A 14,437-nucleotide genomic window follows, 5' to 3' on the forward strand; every position below is an offset into this window, starting at 1 on the left:
GCTTACACCTCCATAACCAGCAGCTCAGGATCAGCCAGCAGCTGCTTGATGTAGTTCATAAAGTTTTGCGCCGTCGCGCCGTCCACGATGCGGTGGTCAAAGCTGAGGCTCAGCGCCATTACCGGAGCGACGACAATTTCTCCGTTCTTCACGACCGGCTTCTCGGAGATGCGGCCCGTACCGAGGATCGCCACTTCCGGGAAGTTGATGATCGGCGTGAAGAACATGCCGCCGGCGGAGCCGATGTTCGTGATCGAGATCGTCGAGCCTCTCATCTCGTTCGGCGCCAGCTTGCCATCGCGGCCGCGTGTAGCGAGGTCCTTAATCGCGTTCGCGATTGTCCATACGTTCTTCCGGTCGGCATCGGCGATAACCGGAACGATCAGGCCGTTATCCGTATCGGTAGCGATACCGATGTTGTAGTAGTGCTTGTAGACGATCTCCTGCTTCTCTTCGTCGATCATGGCGTTCATGACCGGGAACTGGCGGCAGGCGGCGACGAGCGCCTTCACGATGAACGGCAGGTACGTCAGCTTGACGCCCTTCTTCTCCGCGAGCGGCTTCGCCTTATTGCGCAGCGCGACGAGCTCCGTAACGTCGACTTCGTCCATCAGCGTCACGTGCGGCGCCGTGTACGCCGATTTCACCATCGCATTCGCAATCGCCTTGCGAATGCCCTTGAACGGAACGCGCTCTTCGGCGCGTTCCCCTGCCACGACCGTGCTAGGCGCACCGGCCGCAGCCGATGCGGCTGGCGCTGCCGCTGCAGCCGTAGCCGCCGGGGCGGCAGCTGCGCCGCCGCCTGCGGCGAAGCCCAGCACGTCCTCGCGCGTTACGCGGCCGTGCTTGCCTGTCGGCGTCACCTGTGCCAGGTTGACGCCCTTCTCCCGAGCGAGCTTGCGCACGCTCGGCGTGGCGAGCACCTGCGCCGACGGCGCAGCTGCCGCAGGAGCAGCCGGCGCTGCAGCCGGCGCGCTCGGCGCCGCCGCTTGCGGCGCTGCACTCGGTGCAGGCGCTGCAGCCGCCGCCGGCTCCGGCGCAACTTCCGCGCCCGCCGGCAGATCGCCTTCCACTTCGATGATGGCAACAGCTTCACCGACGTGGCACACTTGGCCTTCCTTCACCAGCACCTCGAGCACTTTGCCGTTGACCGGACAAGGCACTTCGACAACAGCTTTATCGTTCTGAACTTCCATAATAATGGTATCGTCGGTTACTACGTCGCCGGGCTTCACATTGAGCTTTTGAATTTCACCCTCGTGAATGCCCTCGCCGAGCTCCGGGAATGGGTACGTATAACGAGCCACGATTGGTTGACCTCCTTCGGTAATAGCCAGTCACGCTATGCCGATATTTCGATTGGAAACGAGCTTAGAAATCCAGTACTTTGCGGATACCCGACACAATGCGGGCCGGGTTCGGCAGCCATTGGTCTTCGATTTGCGCGAACGGATATACCGTATCCGGAGGCGCAATCCGCAGCACCGGCGCTTCCAGATGCAGAATCGCCTTTTCGTTGATCTGCGCAATCACTTCCGCCGCTACGCCGGACGTCTTCTGCGCTTCCTGCACGACGACAACGCGGTTCGTTTTCTTTACGGATTCGACGATCGTATCGATATCAAGCGGCATCAGCGTACGCAGATCGATCACTTCAACGGATACGCCGCTCTTCTCCAGCTCTTCAGCCGCCTTCAGCGAAGTATGCACCATAGCGCCGTACGTTACGACGGTTACGTCTTTGCCTTCGCGAACGACGTTCGCTTTGCCGATCTCGACGGTATATTCGCCTTCCGGCACTTCTGCACGGAACGAGCGGTACAGGTTCAAATGCTCCAGGAAAAATACCGGATCGTTATCGCGGATCGCAGAGATCAGCAAACCTTTCGCATCATAAGGGTTGGAAGGATACACGACTTTGATGCCCGGAGTCTGCACGAGCAGGCCTTCGAGCGGGTCCGTATGCAGCTCTGCAGCTTTTACCCCGCCGCCGATCGGCGTGCGGAACGTAATCGGAGCCTGATAACGGCCGCCGGAACGGTAGCGCATACGCGCCGCTTGTACGCAAATTTGGTCCAACGCTTCATAGATGAAGCCGACGAATTGAATTTCCGCGATCGGGCGGAAGCCTTGTGTCGCCATACCGACGGCCAAACCGCCGATCGCCGATTCCGCGAGCGGCGTATCGAATACGCGGTCCTCGCCGAATTCCCCCTGCAGTCCTTCCGTTGCGCGGAATACGCCGCCAACGTGGCCGACGTCCTCGCCGAACAGCAGCACGTTCGGATCGCGCGCGAGCTCTACCCGCATCGCGTCCTTAATCGCTTGAATCATTGTCATTTGAGCCATGACTGCTATGCCCTCCCAGTCGATAATGGTTCTATTCCGTTAACCGGTGCGAGCCGCACCGCGATATTCAATTTACAGATACTCCGCTTTTTGCTCTTCCAGATGCTTCGGTGTCTTTTCGAACATTGTATCGATCAAGCCGGCAATCGTCATTTTCTCCGTTGCTTCCGCTTTCTTGATCTGCTCGGCTACCGTGTTCTTCGCGTCTTCGCGAACAGCTGCCTCTTCTTCTTCGCTCCACAGGCCTTTCGCCGTCAGATACGTGCGCAGGCGCGAAATCGGGTCCTTCTTCTCCCATTCGGCCTCTTCTTCCTTCGTGCGGTACTTCGTCGCATCGTCAGCCATGGAGTGCGGACGGAAACGGTACGTCAGCGCCTCGATCAGCGTTGCGCCGCCGCCGTTGCGAGCGCGCTCTGCGGCATCCGACACCGCTTTGTAAACAGCCAGAGCGTCCATACCGTCAACCTGCACGCCCGTAATACCGGCGGCAACGGCCTTATGCGCTACGGAAGCGGCTGCAGTCTGCTTGGAATAAGGCGTCGTAATCGCGTAGCCGTTATTCTGTACGACATAAATGACCGGCAGCTTGAACGCGCCCGCGAAGTTCAAGCCTTCGTAGAAATCGCCCTCGGACGAACCGCCGTCACCGGTATACGTAATGGCGACACGCTTCTCGCCTTTTTTCTTGAATGCCATTGCCACGCCAGTCGCATGCAAAATCTGAGCGCCGATAATGATCTGCGGCATCAGTACATGCACGTCCTCCGGAATTTGGCCGCCGTGCTGGTGGCCCCGGGAGTACAGGAACGCTTGGTACATCGGAAGTCCGTGCCAAACGAGCTGCGGCATGTCGCGGTAGCCAGGGCAGATAAAGTCGTCCTTATTGAGCGCGAACTCGGAGGCGATCATCGTCGCTTCCTGTCCGGACACCGGAGCGTAGAAGCCGAGTCGGCCTTGACGGCCCAGATTGACTGCTCTTTCATCCCATACACGGGTAAAGACCATTCGGCGCATGATCTCGCGCAGCTGGTCATTCGACAAATTCGGCATATCTTCTTCGTTGACGACCTTCCCTTCCGGAGAAAGGATGGTTAACGGTTGAACCGGTTCGACGCTGACCTCGTAGGAAGGCTTATTCATCGTTTTGCTCACCTAGATTCACCTCATAATAGAATTCTGTTATAGTAGTATTATAAACCTGTTTTTTTGAAATGTACATCGTTTTCCTTGAAAATATTGAACTCTCGGGCATTATCAGAATAATACAGTTATCAAAAATATATAATACAGTTAGCCAATTGCATGGCAAACTGTATGAATACACCTGCTCTCCCTTGAGCTTCAGGAGGCGTCAGACCCATGGATACATCCCGTTATTATCAACGAACGGTGGTCAAGGAAACGCTCTATTCCAACCGTCTGCAAGAAGAACGCCAGCTGCGCATTTACTTGCCTCCCGGCTACAACGAGGTGCTGTCCTACCCTGTGTTGTACTGCCAAGACGGCGAACAATTTTTCAACTTCGGCCGCCTCGCCACATCGCTGACCGCCGGGATCCTCGATGACGGCCTCGAGCCCGCCATTGCCGTCGGCGTCGATGTCGACACCGCAACGCGGACGGCCGAATATGCTCCGGAAGGAGAGCGGCACGACGCCTATTTGCGTTTCTTCGCCGAAGAGCTGCTGCCGTTCGTCGAAGAGCGTTACCCTGTCCGCCGCACGGCCGGGGAGCGCATCGCCGCAGGCGATTCGCTGGGCGGGACGGTCTCCCTGCACCTCGCCTTAGCTTATCCTCACCTATTTGGCAATGTGTTATCCTTGTCCGGAGCCTTTTTTGAACGGACCCGTCTTCAGCTGGAGGAAGCGGGCGACCTGTCGCAGCTTCGCATCCATATGCTTGTCGGTCTGGATGAAACGGAAGTGAAGACGGAGCGGGGGACGTTCGATTTTGTCGAAGCGAACCGGCTTACGAGAGAAATCCTGCTGCGCGCCGGGGCCAATCTGACCTACGAGGAAAAACCGGGCAAGCACCTGTGGGGATTTTGGCAGCAGGAGCTCCCGGCGATTTTACGGTTATTTTTACAAGCTTAATCTTGGACCGGGGGCGGTGCATAGCGCTGCTCCAGCTCCTCCGCTTTGCGGCGCACCCGCTCCTCCGCCAGAACGTCCGGAGCATCGAATGCCTTCAGCTCGGACGTCAAGCCGGCGAACCGCAGGATGTGCTCCGCCGCCTGCATCGAGGTGACGGCCGCGCCGGTCAGTTCGCTCAAGCTGCCCATCGTTTCCGGGCGAACGTGCGGGTAATCGGCCGCCGCGTTAGCGGCAGCCTTCTCGTAGAACGCCCGGGCGAGAGCGGCCCGCTCCATCCCGATCCCTTCCACGACGATGAACGCCTGAACAACCATTGCATTCGCATGACGCCGCTGCGCGATGCCGCAAAACTTCCTTCCTCCAATCGCCAGATCGAATTCGCCCGGGCAGTAGGAGCCCGCTATTTCGCCAGCCACGACCGCTCCCGTCAGCTCCGCGAAGCTCCCCTGCAGCAATTTCACCATCGTTTGAAAATCTTCCCGAAACCCCAGCTTCCCTTCCGCTTTCGGCAATACCAGCGACACGTTGAGTACGCCGAGGTCAAGCGGAACGGCCGCACCTCCGGAATTGCGGACGGCCGCCGCATAGCCCAAATCCCGCAGCCAGCCGGAAGCAGCCGCCGCTCCCGGGAGCCGGCCGTCGCGAAGCCCCATAACAAAAGCGCGCGGATGGCGCCATAGATGAAGCACAGCTTCGCCGGTCAAGCCCGTATGTCTGCACAATAGCTCGTCCCGGGCGAAAGCATAAAGGATCGGCTCAAAGCCGATCGCCTCCGTCCGGTCCAGCAGCAGCAGCCGCTCCGGCAAACCGCTTCCTGCCCGCTGAAGTGTTTCCGTCCCGATCATGATCATCAACCTTCCCGGCATTAGCGCTAACATATGTACAGCGCCTAATGTAATTCATTTGGCACTCGTTTGTAAAGCGTCGCGATCCGCCATAAAATCGGTTGTGCTCCGAAACAGCTCCAATGCGATCCCCGCTCTGTCACTCGGCACGTTAGCCGCCAGCACCGCAATGGCATAGCGGGGCCGATCGGCCGGGGCGAAACCGACGAACCACTGATTATCGGTCGTACGCGGACCGTCGGTGATGACTTGTCCCGTCCCGGATTTGCCGGCGAGCGGCCACTTTGCCTTCTGCAAGCTGGTCGCTGTGCCCGTTTCCACAACTTCGTGCATCCAGCTCAGCAGCTTTCTGGCCGTTGCTCCCGATATACCGTTCTCCTCGGGGCTGAGAACCTTCTTCTCCGCAAACGTCTCCAGCACTTTACCGCTCTTTAGCGTAATCGAGCTGACCGCCCGCGGCTCAAGCACTTCGCCTTCATGGAGCAGCGACACGACCATATTGGCAGCCTGCAGCGGCGTAATCCGAACGTCGCGCTGGCCGATCGCCGTTTGCAGCAGCACCCCTTCATCGTTGGTTGGAGTACCTGCGGCGAACAGCTGTCCTGACGCTTCCCCGTCAAACTGACGGAACGGGCGCCCCCCGACGTTCCCCTCCCAGCCGACCGGGGAGAGCAGGCCCAGCTTGCGTGCCGCAGCTTCAACCTGTTCCGGCGTCAAGCGCTTCATCACTTCGGCGAATGTAATGTTGCACGACTCGGCGAAAGCCTCCTCCAGCGTCAATGTACCGTGACCGCCTTCCTTCCAGCAGCGAAAGCCGTATTTTCCAAGCTCTCCATGGCATTCAAACGCTTCATTCGGCTGCACAACGCCCGCTTCCAGAGCGGCTGCCGCCACTACGATTTTGAACACCGAGCCTGGCGTTGCCGGAATTAACGCTTTATTGCTCCAGCCGCCACCCGGCAAATCGACATTCGTCGGATCGAAGGACGGACGGCTGGCCATCGCGAGCACGTCCGCATTATCCGCATCGAGAACGACGACGGCGCCGTCTGTGACGCCGAGCCGATCCATCGCCCGCTCGATTCCGCGCTGCAGCCCGGCGTCAATCGTCGTGTGGACGGTAAGCGGATAATGCGCCGTTTCCGAGCTGACGATTCGGGCATCCAGTCCCGGCAGCGGCCGTTTGCCGGCATCCATGAAATATGACAACGTCGTCGGGCCCAGACTTCGCAGCCAGGGCTCGAACGTCTTTTCCAGTCCCGACGCTCCGATCTCGCTATCCCGCTGCAGCTGGCCTTTCTCCAGCTGATCGCGGAATACGGATTCCACCCGTTCCGGATTTTGCCCGACGAAGCCGATCAACTGAGCGGCCGGCATTCCCGCCGGGTAACGGATCGTCAGCTCGGCCACTCTTACGTTCGGTATGCCAAGCTTCTCGATTTGAGCCGCTTGCTCGTTCGTCAGACCGAGAGGCTTGCCTTCCGGGTTCGGCCACCAGGCCGGCTCCTTCAAGCCCGATAGGAACGACCGCCATTCCGACTCGCCGGTGCGCAGGATGGCAAGCAGCGGCTTACGCTGCTCCGCCGTGCCGTAATACGCTTCGTTCACAGGGAATACGAGCAAGCCGCGGCGCACTTCTCCCGTCAGCGCCTGACCGCTGCGATCAACGAATCGGCCCCGCCCGGAATCGAGTATAAGCCCTCGCTGCCGCTGCAGCACGGAGTTCTTGACAAGATCGATGTTTCGTTCCGTAAACCGGCTTGCCGCGGCAACCTGTATCCAAAACAATCTACCCGCGATCGCCGCGACTCCCAGTGTAAATAGCAGCAATATGATGTATACTCTTCGCCGATCGACCATCTTTACCGGCCCCCAGTCCATATGTGTGTTACTGCTAATCATTATAGGCCAGGACTCCTGCGGGCAAACGGGAATGCCGTCAACGGTCTTCTTGCAGACATGCTTGTACCGGCGACAAAAAACCTCCACATCCACAGGCAGCGTGGAGATGAAGGTTTTTTGCGGATAACGAAACCAATATTAGATACGGAAACGAGTCAAAGACTCTTTCAGCGAGGTTGACAAGTTCTCCAGCTTCTCCGCCAGACGTACGAGCCCTTCGCTGATGCCCAGCTGCTCCTGGCTTAAAGAAGATACCTGCTCCGAGGTCGCAAGCGACTCCTGCGCAACGGCGCTCACATTGCTCATCGCATCGGACAAGATCGTCTGCGACTGGTCCAGCTCGGAGATCGAGTCGCTCACATTGCTCAGCTGGGTAATGAACCCGCCCATGTGCGCACGAACCTGTGTAAAGATCGTATCCGCTTCCTTAACCGAAGTAATCTGCTGCTGGAAAATCGGATAAGCGTTCGACAGCACGCCTACAGTCTCATCGATTTCGCGCTGGATCGTTTCCGTAATTTCCCCGACGACGCCGATCGATTGACGCGATTGGTCGGCCAGCTTGCGAATCTCGTCGGCGACGACCATGAAGCCTTTCCCGGCAGCACCGGCACGGGCCGCCTCAATCGTAGCGTTGAGCGACAAAATGTTCGTCTGCTTGGTCATGTTGCTGAGCACATCGAGGATTTTTCGAATCGAACGCGTGCTTTCCTTCAGCTTGTCGACCTTCTCCACCATCGAGCGGATCATCGTCTCCGCATCGTTCGTCTTCGCAATCAGCTCGGACATATACTTCGTCCCCTGCTCGGAGGATGTTTGCACATCGGAAGCGGCGTTGCCCATCTCCAGGTTCGCTTGGATGACATTCTTCATCCGCTCGCCGATCTGATACGTCAGCTCGTTACCGCGTTCGGATTCGGTTGCGAGGCCCGAAGCGCCGGTCGAAATCTCTTCGGTCGCAACGGCGATTTCCTTCGCCGCCGTAGCTGTCGTCCGGGACGCGTTCGTCAGCTCGGACGCCGTCTCCATAACCTGATTGGCGGACACTTGCGTCTTCTCCACGAGCGCCGTAATTTGCTCCATCATAATGTCGAAGGAGTTTCCGAGCTGCCCGATCTCATCCTGCGAGGTGAAGGCTGCCCGCACTTGCAGATTGCCCTGCGCCCCTTGCTCCATCAAGTCGCGGATGCGATTGATCGGAACGCGAATCATTCTGGCTACGAAGTAACCGATCACAAGCGCTGCAACCGCCGCCAAAATCGACATAAAGATCGTAATATTGGCAATCGCTTTCGCACCGCTGGTCAGCTCGCTGACCGGGATGCCGCCGACCAAGTACCAGCCGGTGAGCGAGGATTTGTAAAATACGACCTGCTTGTCCCCGATCGTTAACGAATTCTGATCCTGCTCCAAGCTTTCTTTGGACAATTCGATTGCCGACTTCTGGCCGATCTCCTCGGCTTTGCTCACGTAGACGTTCATGTTCCCGGCCGTGCTGAGCTGAATCATACTGCCTTCACCGAAATTCATGTTGTTCAGCTGCTTGCCGATGACATCCGTCGACACTTCCATAAGCAGGACACCGCTAATGGCGTTCGTCGTCGTATCGCGAAGCGTACGGCCGATCGCAAAGCCCGGTCCCGGCATCGTACCGGAATAGCCCTTCTGAATGCTCTCCAGCCATACGGATTTCCCTCCGCCGTCATTGATCCGTTTGAACCACTCGGTGCTCCCGTGATTATCGCCGTTCATGGCATTCCCGGACTGGCTGATGTATTCGCCGCTCGGCTTCAGCAAATGAATCGCTTTGATGTTCTTGTCCGCATACAAATACACATTGATTTTTTCGTTAATTTTGCGGCTGAGCTCCAAGTATTCGTATGAGCCTTTACCGACACTGTTCATTTGGGCGAGCAGCGCTTGCAAATCTTTGTCGAGCATGACCTGTAAGCTCAGATTGTCGAATGTACTATACAGGAAGTCAAGCTTCTCCCCTGCCTGAACGATCGCTTGCAGCGATGCCGCCGACACTTGAGTTTTCACCACATCGCGCGATTTGAAATAGGAAATGACGCCGACTGCAATAACGAACAGCAATATACCGGCAAAGAAGGCAATAAAGATTTTCATTCCGACCGACTTCACCGGATTCTGAACGCGGAATTCTTTCAAATTCACCGTCATTCCGTTCTCTTTGCCGGGAGCAGCCGCCGCTGCACGCTTCACCAGCCTTCCCGTCAAAGACGCGAAACCGCTGCCGGCTCTTCTTAACGATGTCCAGCCATTCCGTACAGTGGAGATCAGCTTGGTCCATTTTGCATTCATGACATTCACCCACCATTAACATTGTAGTCGCTGCCGTTTTCTTTGAAAGTGCTTACATTTATTTTTCTTATAAAACACGTATTCGACAGCAACAGACATATTCCTTTCGAAACCATGACAATTCAAAAAAAAATTCCTCCAAAAGCACCTAATACGTGCTTTTAGAGGAATTTTATCCATTAATATGGTGAATTCCCTAAGCCTTTGGACCCGTTCTCTTCCGCATCATATCGAACGGCTTTACCGGTTGATCGACCTTCACACGCACCGGCTGAAGCGGGTGGCGCGCAGCGGTCAATTCCTCGCCGTTCTCATCCCACAGCGCCTCAACGGTTTGCGAGAAATGCGTTCCGTCCGGTCCGAAAAACTCAACCGTCTGCCCCGGCTTGAAATAGTTGCGCTGCTGTATGACGGCCATGCCGGTATTCGCATCGTAGGAAGTGACGAGCCCGACAAAATCGTACTGCACCGCTTTCTCCTCCGGTCCGAAGATGTGCTCCCGATGCCCCGGGGATTCGTAGAAGAACCCGGTATTGACCGGACGGTTCGCCGCCTTATTGATTTCCTCCACCCATTCGGGCTTCAGCACGTAATGGTCCGGATCGGCGAAATACGAGTCGATCGCCTGCCGGTATGCATTCACAACCGTCGCTACGTAATGAATGCTCTTCATGCGTCCTTCGATCTTAAAGCTGTCGACCCCCGATTCGATCATGTCCGGGATATGCTCGATCATGCACAAATCTTTGGCGCTCATCATGAACGGATCGTCGCCCTCGTCAAATACCGGAACGTCCATGGCGATCGGGCCCTCTGCAGCCGTGCCGCCTTCATACAAATCGTATTTCCAGCGGCACGATTGGCAGCATCCGCCGCGGTTCGAATCGCGGTCCGTGAAATGATTCGACAGCACGCAGCGTCCCGAATACGAGGAGCACATCGCCCCGTGGATGAATACCTCGATCTCGACGTCGACATGGCGTTTGATCTCGTCGATTTCCGCCATGCTTGCTTCACGGGCCAGCACGACGCGCTCGATGCCTTCATCCTTCCAAAATTTTACCGCCTGCCAGTTCATCGTCGACTGCTGTGTGCTCAAATGCACTTCCAGCTTCGGAGCTACCCGCCGTGCCGTATCGATAATGATCGGATCCGCAGCAATAATTGCCGCGATCCCAACCTCCTGCAAGCCGCGCAAATAGTCTTCCAATCCTTCCAAATCTTCATTGTGGGCGTAAATGTTCGTCGCCACGAACACTTTGGCCCCGTAACGGGCGGCGAATTCGACGCCTTCCCGCATTTCCTCGAACGTGAAATTATCGGCCGCCGAACGCAGGCCGTACTTCTGTCCGCCGATATAGACCGCATCCGCGCCGTAATGAACGGCGAATTTCAGCTTCTCGAGACTTCCCGCCGGCGCCAGCAGCTCCGGCTTCTCGAGCCGCACCCGCTTGCCGCGGGCGCGCTTCTCCAATATGTCCGTACTCATCGTTTCCGTTCCCCTCCTGTCCTGCCTTAATACACTTGTTCTTTATAGAAAAATCCGTACGACAGCTCGCGGCCGGCGGGCTGCAGCTCCTGAATGCGGTCGAGCCAGGTCTGGTCGAACGTGAAGCCGCTCGGGTCCGCCGTATACGCGTCAATGGCTGCACGGTAGCTCTGCAGTACCGCCGTGTTGTACGCTTCGTTTTTCAGAATGCTCTCGATTTTGAAAGAAGCGATGCCTCCGTCGATCAGCTCCGGCAAATTTTCCAGCATGCAAATATCGTCCGAGCTCATCACATGCGTTCCGGAATCATCCTCATAGATCGGGAACCGCTCGCCCGGCCGCTCTTGCTCGATCAAATACAAGCCCCGCTCCGGCGAATACGATACCCCTTCGATCGGCTTGCCCCGATGTGCCGTATAGTTTTCAAGCAGGCGCCGCTTCGAATGGTAAATGTTCGTCATGCCGTGCACCTGCACTTCGACGTCCATCGCACCTTTCAGCTTGGCCGCAATTTCGATCAACTCTTCCATGTTGAGCTCGCGGGCGGCTACAAGCCGCGTTGCGCCTTTGCGGCCCCAATATGCCGCCGTCGCCCAATTCGTCGACGTCATCTCGGCGTTCCAATGCAGCGCAAGCTGCGGAGCCTTCGTCTTGACGGCTACCAGCACGGCCGGGTCGCCGAACACGACGGCATCGGCCCCCGCATCGGCAACCTCGCTCACGTAATCCGGAAGGGTCTCCGCCGTTGCATTGTCCATAATATGATTCATCGCAATATATACTTTCGCTCCAAGCCGATGCGCTTCAGGGATAACACGGCGCAGCTCGGCAGCGGTCACTTCTCCGGGCAGGCGAAGACCGTATCGGCTCTCGCCGACCAGCAGCGCATCGGCGCCTGCCTTCGCATAGGCGAGCATTTGCTCGGCCGATCCGGCCGCTATGAGCAGTTCTGGTTTGTTCGTAGACATATCGATCACTTTCCTTCCTGAGCCTTGCTCGCCGCGATATTTTTTTTATGCTCCTCGTACGTTTCGGCGAACAAGTGGCCTTTAGAGCCGTCTTTCTTGGTAACATAGAACAAATACTTCGTCTCGGCCGGCGACAGCGCCGCTTCAATGGAAGCGAGGCTCGGGCTGGCGATCGGCCCCGGGGGCAGACCCGGGTTCAAATACGTATTATAAGGACTTTCGATCTGCAAATCCTTCTCCAGCACCCGTTCCTTCGGCTTGTCGAACAAATATTGAACGGTAGCGTCGATTTGCAGCGGCATATTCATCTTCAGACGGTTCATAATCACGCCGGCCACGATCGGGCGCTCCTCGTCCACGACAACCTCCCGCTCGATGAGAGAGGCGACGGTAAGCAGCTGATGCAGGCTGAAGCCCAGCTTCTGCATTCGCTCCTGCCAGCCGGCGACGGAGCCGATTCGCGCCTCTGTCTCCGCCAGCATTCGCGCTATCATCTCTTCCGGGCCTGTTCCCAGCTTGAATTCGTAAGTCTCGGGAAACAGGTAGCCTTCCAGGCGGTGCTTGATAGCGGCCCCTTCGGGAATCGCCGCAATGACGCTCCCGGTATACGGCGCCGGCTGATCGAGCAGCCGCAGCACGTCGTCTGCCGGCTTCCCCGTCGTCTGCGCCAGCTTCTCGGCAATTTGCACGACGGTGAAGCCTTCGGGCACGGTGAGCTTTAGCGTTTCCGCCTTGATAGTATCTCCAGCGTTCAACTTGGCAATGATGTCATTCAGAGACATTCCCGGCGTTAACGCATAGGCCCCTGCCTGAAAGCGGGAGCCTTCTTTTTTCCACTTCAAATAATACGTAAAAATGCGGGCATCGCGTATAATGCCGTTCGTTTCAAGCACCTCCGCGATTTGCGCAGGGCGCGACCCCGGAGCGATGTCGACCTTGATTTCGTGCCCCGTTCCCGGCACCGGCCTCAGGGCTTGGGAAACGTAAAGCCCCAGCCCCGTTGCCGCCCCGGCCGCCGTAAGCACGAGCAAAGCGAGCACCGCTCCGACGATTCTCCAAGCAGACCGCTTCGGCTTCTGCTGCGTCGGTTCCACCGTCATTCCCCTTCTTACAGAAAAAAGAGCGGATCGTTCCGCTCCCTTCGCCGTTCTATTCAAAATCGCCCTTGAGCGGGAACGTCATCTCGTCATACAGCTCCGAGACCGTCTCCCATTCATCGTCGTCTTCGATATTTTCCAGCTCAGGCTCGCCGTCGCCCGGTACGACCCGGAACAAAGCGACCTCGTCTTCCTCGCGCAGCGCGTCGGATTGCAGCACCGCATATTCCTTGCCGTCATGCCTGAATTCCGTCAAAATGCGATAAGCGGCGGATTCATTCTGCTCATCGAACAAAATAATATCATCTCCGAACGCCTTCCGCAAGGTTTCGCTCTTCTGCACGTCGCTCATTGCTCGTCGTCCTCTTCATACTCCGCCATCAACGTATTGAAGGTTTCCTCAACGATATTCCACTCTTCCTCGTCCTCAATCGTAAACAGCTTCAGGTCGTCGCCATTCTCGTCTTCCTCATAGCGGAAAGCGTAAACTTCGTCGGACTCCTCGTCGGCGTCGACTGGCACTACCATCATGTATTTATTGTCGGAGCCGTCTACCTCGAACTTCATGATCACTTCAAACTCTTCTTCGTTGCCTTCATCGTCCGGAATATAAATGATTTCCGGTTCTTCCAGCAGCTCCTCATTGCCTGCCATTACGATCACCTCGCGATTTTAGAATCCATAAAGTTTTGCAATATGAGCGCTGCGGCCATCTTGTCGATGACTTGCTTGCGCTTCTTGCGGCTGACGTCCGCCTCGAGCAGCGTACGCTGCGCCGAGGCGGTCGTTAGCCGTTCATCCCAAAGGTGGACTGGCAATTGTAGTATTTCTTCGACCTGTTTGGCAAATTCGATACAAATTTCTCCACGCGGGCCGATCGTGTTGTTCATATTTTTCGGCAAACCGACAACGATCTCGCTGACGCTGTATGCCTCCACCAGCTCCCGCAGTCTGCCGAAGTCCCGTTCCTGCGTCGTACGGCGAATCGTCTCGACGCCCTGCGCGGTCCAGCCGAGCTCATCGCTGACAGCAACGCCGATCGTTTTGTCTCCGTAGTCAAGGCCCATCCGTCTCATCCGGCATCTCCCTTATTTATGTTCTTTCAGGTAGGAGCGCACCAGTTCCTCGATCAATTCGTCCCGCTCACGCCTGCGGATCAGGCTGCGGGCGTTGTTGTGGCGCGGAATGTAGGCCGGGTCGCCGGAAAGCAGGTAGCCGACAATCTGGTTGATCGGATTGTAGCCCTTCTCTTGCAGTGCGTCGTATACCGCCAAGAGCACTTCCTGGGGTGACGTTTCGACCTCTTCCGCCTTCACGTTGAATTTCATCGTTTTGTCCATCGAACTCATGACGATCACCCTCGCTTTCGCT

General features: G+C 57.1%; 14 protein-coding genes. 1 reads left to right on the plus strand and 13 read right to left on the minus strand.

The genetic code is table 11. The features are described from left to right. Positions 1-2 precede the first annotated feature (2 nt). The 3 genes from ACFFK0_RS08585 to pdhA form a co-directional block, all read right to left on the minus strand. A complete protein-coding gene (locus ACFFK0_RS08585) occupies positions 3-1,307 on the minus strand; it encodes a dihydrolipoamide acetyltransferase family protein (RefSeq protein WP_377469699.1) in 1,305 nt (434 codons plus the stop codon). A 64-nt stretch (positions 1,308-1,371) separates the two neighbouring features. Beyond that, entirely contained in the window at positions 1,372-2,349 is a 978-nt protein-coding gene (locus tag ACFFK0_RS08590; protein ID WP_377469700.1) for an alpha-ketoacid dehydrogenase subunit beta, read from the minus strand. Between the two features lie 72 nt (positions 2,350-2,421). Beyond that, on the minus strand, positions 2,422-3,489 hold the full coding sequence (gene pdhA, locus ACFFK0_RS08595) for a pyruvate dehydrogenase (acetyl-transferring) E1 component subunit alpha (RefSeq protein WP_377469948.1): 1,068 nt from the start codon (positions 3,487-3,489) through the stop codon (positions 2,422-2,424). A gap of 219 nt (positions 3,490-3,708) precedes the next feature. Between pdhA and ACFFK0_RS08600 the strand changes: the two genes are divergently transcribed. Next, positions 3,709-4,440, plus strand: a complete 732-nt coding sequence (locus tag ACFFK0_RS08600) for an alpha/beta hydrolase (RefSeq protein WP_377469701.1) — start codon at positions 3,709-3,711, stop codon at positions 4,438-4,440. Here the strand turns inward: ACFFK0_RS08600 and ACFFK0_RS08605 are convergent. The 10 genes from ACFFK0_RS08605 to ACFFK0_RS08650 form a co-directional block, all read right to left on the minus strand. Continuing rightward, positions 4,437-5,285, minus strand: a complete 849-nt coding sequence (locus tag ACFFK0_RS08605) for a lipoate--protein ligase family protein (RefSeq protein ID WP_377469702.1) — start codon at positions 5,283-5,285, stop codon at positions 4,437-4,439. The two genes, ACFFK0_RS08600 and ACFFK0_RS08605, sit on opposite strands and share 4 nt — an antisense overlap. A gap of 54 nt (positions 5,286-5,339) precedes the next feature. Further along, positions 5,340-7,187, minus strand: coding sequence for a peptidoglycan D,D-transpeptidase FtsI family protein (locus ACFFK0_RS08610; RefSeq protein WP_377469704.1), 1,848 nt, complete (start codon positions 7,185-7,187; stop codon positions 5,340-5,342). A gap of 138 nt (positions 7,188-7,325) precedes the next feature. Continuing rightward, on the minus strand, positions 7,326-9,512 hold the full coding sequence (locus tag ACFFK0_RS08615) for a methyl-accepting chemotaxis protein (RefSeq protein ID WP_377469705.1): 2,187 nt from the start codon (positions 9,510-9,512) through the stop codon (positions 7,326-7,328). Positions 9,513-9,708: 196 nt separating this feature from the next. After that, a complete protein-coding gene (locus tag ACFFK0_RS08620) occupies positions 9,709-11,001 on the minus strand; it encodes a peptidase U32 family protein (RefSeq protein WP_377469706.1) in 1,293 nt (430 codons plus the stop codon). Positions 11,002-11,027: 26 nt separating this feature from the next. Further along, positions 11,028-11,969: a peptidase U32 family protein gene (locus ACFFK0_RS08625; protein WP_377469707.1), complete on the minus strand. Its 942-nt coding sequence runs from the start codon at positions 11,967-11,969 to the stop codon at positions 11,028-11,030. 5 nt (positions 11,970-11,974) lie between these two features. Continuing rightward, positions 11,975-13,063, minus strand: a complete 1,089-nt coding sequence (gene mltG / locus ACFFK0_RS08630; protein ID WP_377469708.1) for an endolytic transglycosylase MltG — start codon at positions 13,061-13,063, stop codon at positions 11,975-11,977. A 55-nt stretch (positions 13,064-13,118) separates the two neighbouring features. Next, positions 13,119-13,418, minus strand: coding sequence for a DUF1292 domain-containing protein (locus ACFFK0_RS08635; RefSeq protein ID WP_377469710.1), 300 nt, complete (start codon positions 13,416-13,418; stop codon positions 13,119-13,121). Next, entirely contained in the window at positions 13,415-13,720 is a 306-nt protein-coding gene (locus ACFFK0_RS08640) for a DUF1292 domain-containing protein (RefSeq protein WP_377469711.1), read from the minus strand. The genes ACFFK0_RS08635 and ACFFK0_RS08640 overlap by 4 nt, the downstream gene beginning before the upstream one ends. Positions 13,721-13,725: 5 nt before the next feature. Then, positions 13,726-14,142 (minus strand): Holliday junction resolvase RuvX, encoded by a 417-nt coding sequence (ruvX, locus tag ACFFK0_RS08645; RefSeq protein WP_377469712.1) that lies wholly within the window; start codon positions 14,140-14,142, stop codon positions 13,726-13,728. 12 nt (positions 14,143-14,154) lie between these two features. Next, positions 14,155-14,415, minus strand: a complete 261-nt coding sequence (locus tag ACFFK0_RS08650; RefSeq protein WP_377469713.1) for an IreB family regulatory phosphoprotein — start codon at positions 14,413-14,415, stop codon at positions 14,155-14,157. Positions 14,416-14,437: the final 22 nt, after the last annotated feature.

This window comes from Paenibacillus chartarius, assembly GCF_042432825.1.
GTDB lineage: Bacteria > Bacillota > Bacilli > Paenibacillales > NBRC-103111 > Gordoniibacillus > Gordoniibacillus chartarius.

What these genes read in the sequence shown, in the direction of transcription:
- ACFFK0_RS08590 (WP_377469700.1), bottom strand. Translation starts at nt 2,349, where the DNA reads ATGGCTCAAATGACAATGATTCAAGCGATTAAGGACGCGATGCGGGTA.
- pdhA (WP_377469948.1), bottom strand. Translation starts at nt 3,489, where the DNA reads ATGAATAAGCCTTCCTACGAGGTCAGCGTCGAACCGGTTCAACCGTTA.
- ACFFK0_RS08600 (WP_377469701.1), top strand. Translation starts at nt 3,709, where the DNA reads ATGGATACATCCCGTTATTATCAACGAACGGTGGTCAAGGAAACGCTC.
- ACFFK0_RS08605 (WP_377469702.1), bottom strand. Translation starts at nt 5,285, where the DNA reads ATGATCGGGACGGAAACACTTCAGCGGGCAGGAAGCGGTTTGCCGGAG.
- ACFFK0_RS08610 (WP_377469704.1), bottom strand. Translation starts at nt 7,187, where the DNA reads ATGATTAGCAGTAACACACATATGGACTGGGGGCCGGTAAAGATGGTC.
- ACFFK0_RS08615 (WP_377469705.1), bottom strand. Translation starts at nt 9,512, where the DNA reads ATGAATGCAAAATGGACCAAGCTGATCTCCACTGTACGGAATGGCTGG.
- ACFFK0_RS08620 (WP_377469706.1), bottom strand. Translation starts at nt 11,001, where the DNA reads ATGAGTACGGACATATTGGAGAAGCGCGCCCGCGGCAAGCGGGTGCGG.
- ACFFK0_RS08625 (WP_377469707.1), bottom strand. Translation starts at nt 11,969, where the DNA reads ATGTCTACGAACAAACCAGAACTGCTCATAGCGGCCGGATCGGCCGAG.
- ACFFK0_RS08635 (WP_377469710.1), bottom strand. Translation starts at nt 13,418, where the DNA reads ATGAGCGACGTGCAGAAGAGCGAAACCTTGCGGAAGGCGTTCGGAGAT.
- ACFFK0_RS08640 (WP_377469711.1), bottom strand. Translation starts at nt 13,720, where the DNA reads ATGGCAGGCAATGAGGAGCTGCTGGAAGAACCGGAAATCATTTATATT.
- ruvX (WP_377469712.1), bottom strand. Translation starts at nt 14,142, where the DNA reads ATGAGACGGATGGGCCTTGACTACGGAGACAAAACGATCGGCGTTGCT.
- ACFFK0_RS08650 (WP_377469713.1), bottom strand. Translation starts at nt 14,415, where the DNA reads ATGAGTTCGATGGACAAAACGATGAAATTCAACGTGAAGGCGGAAGAG.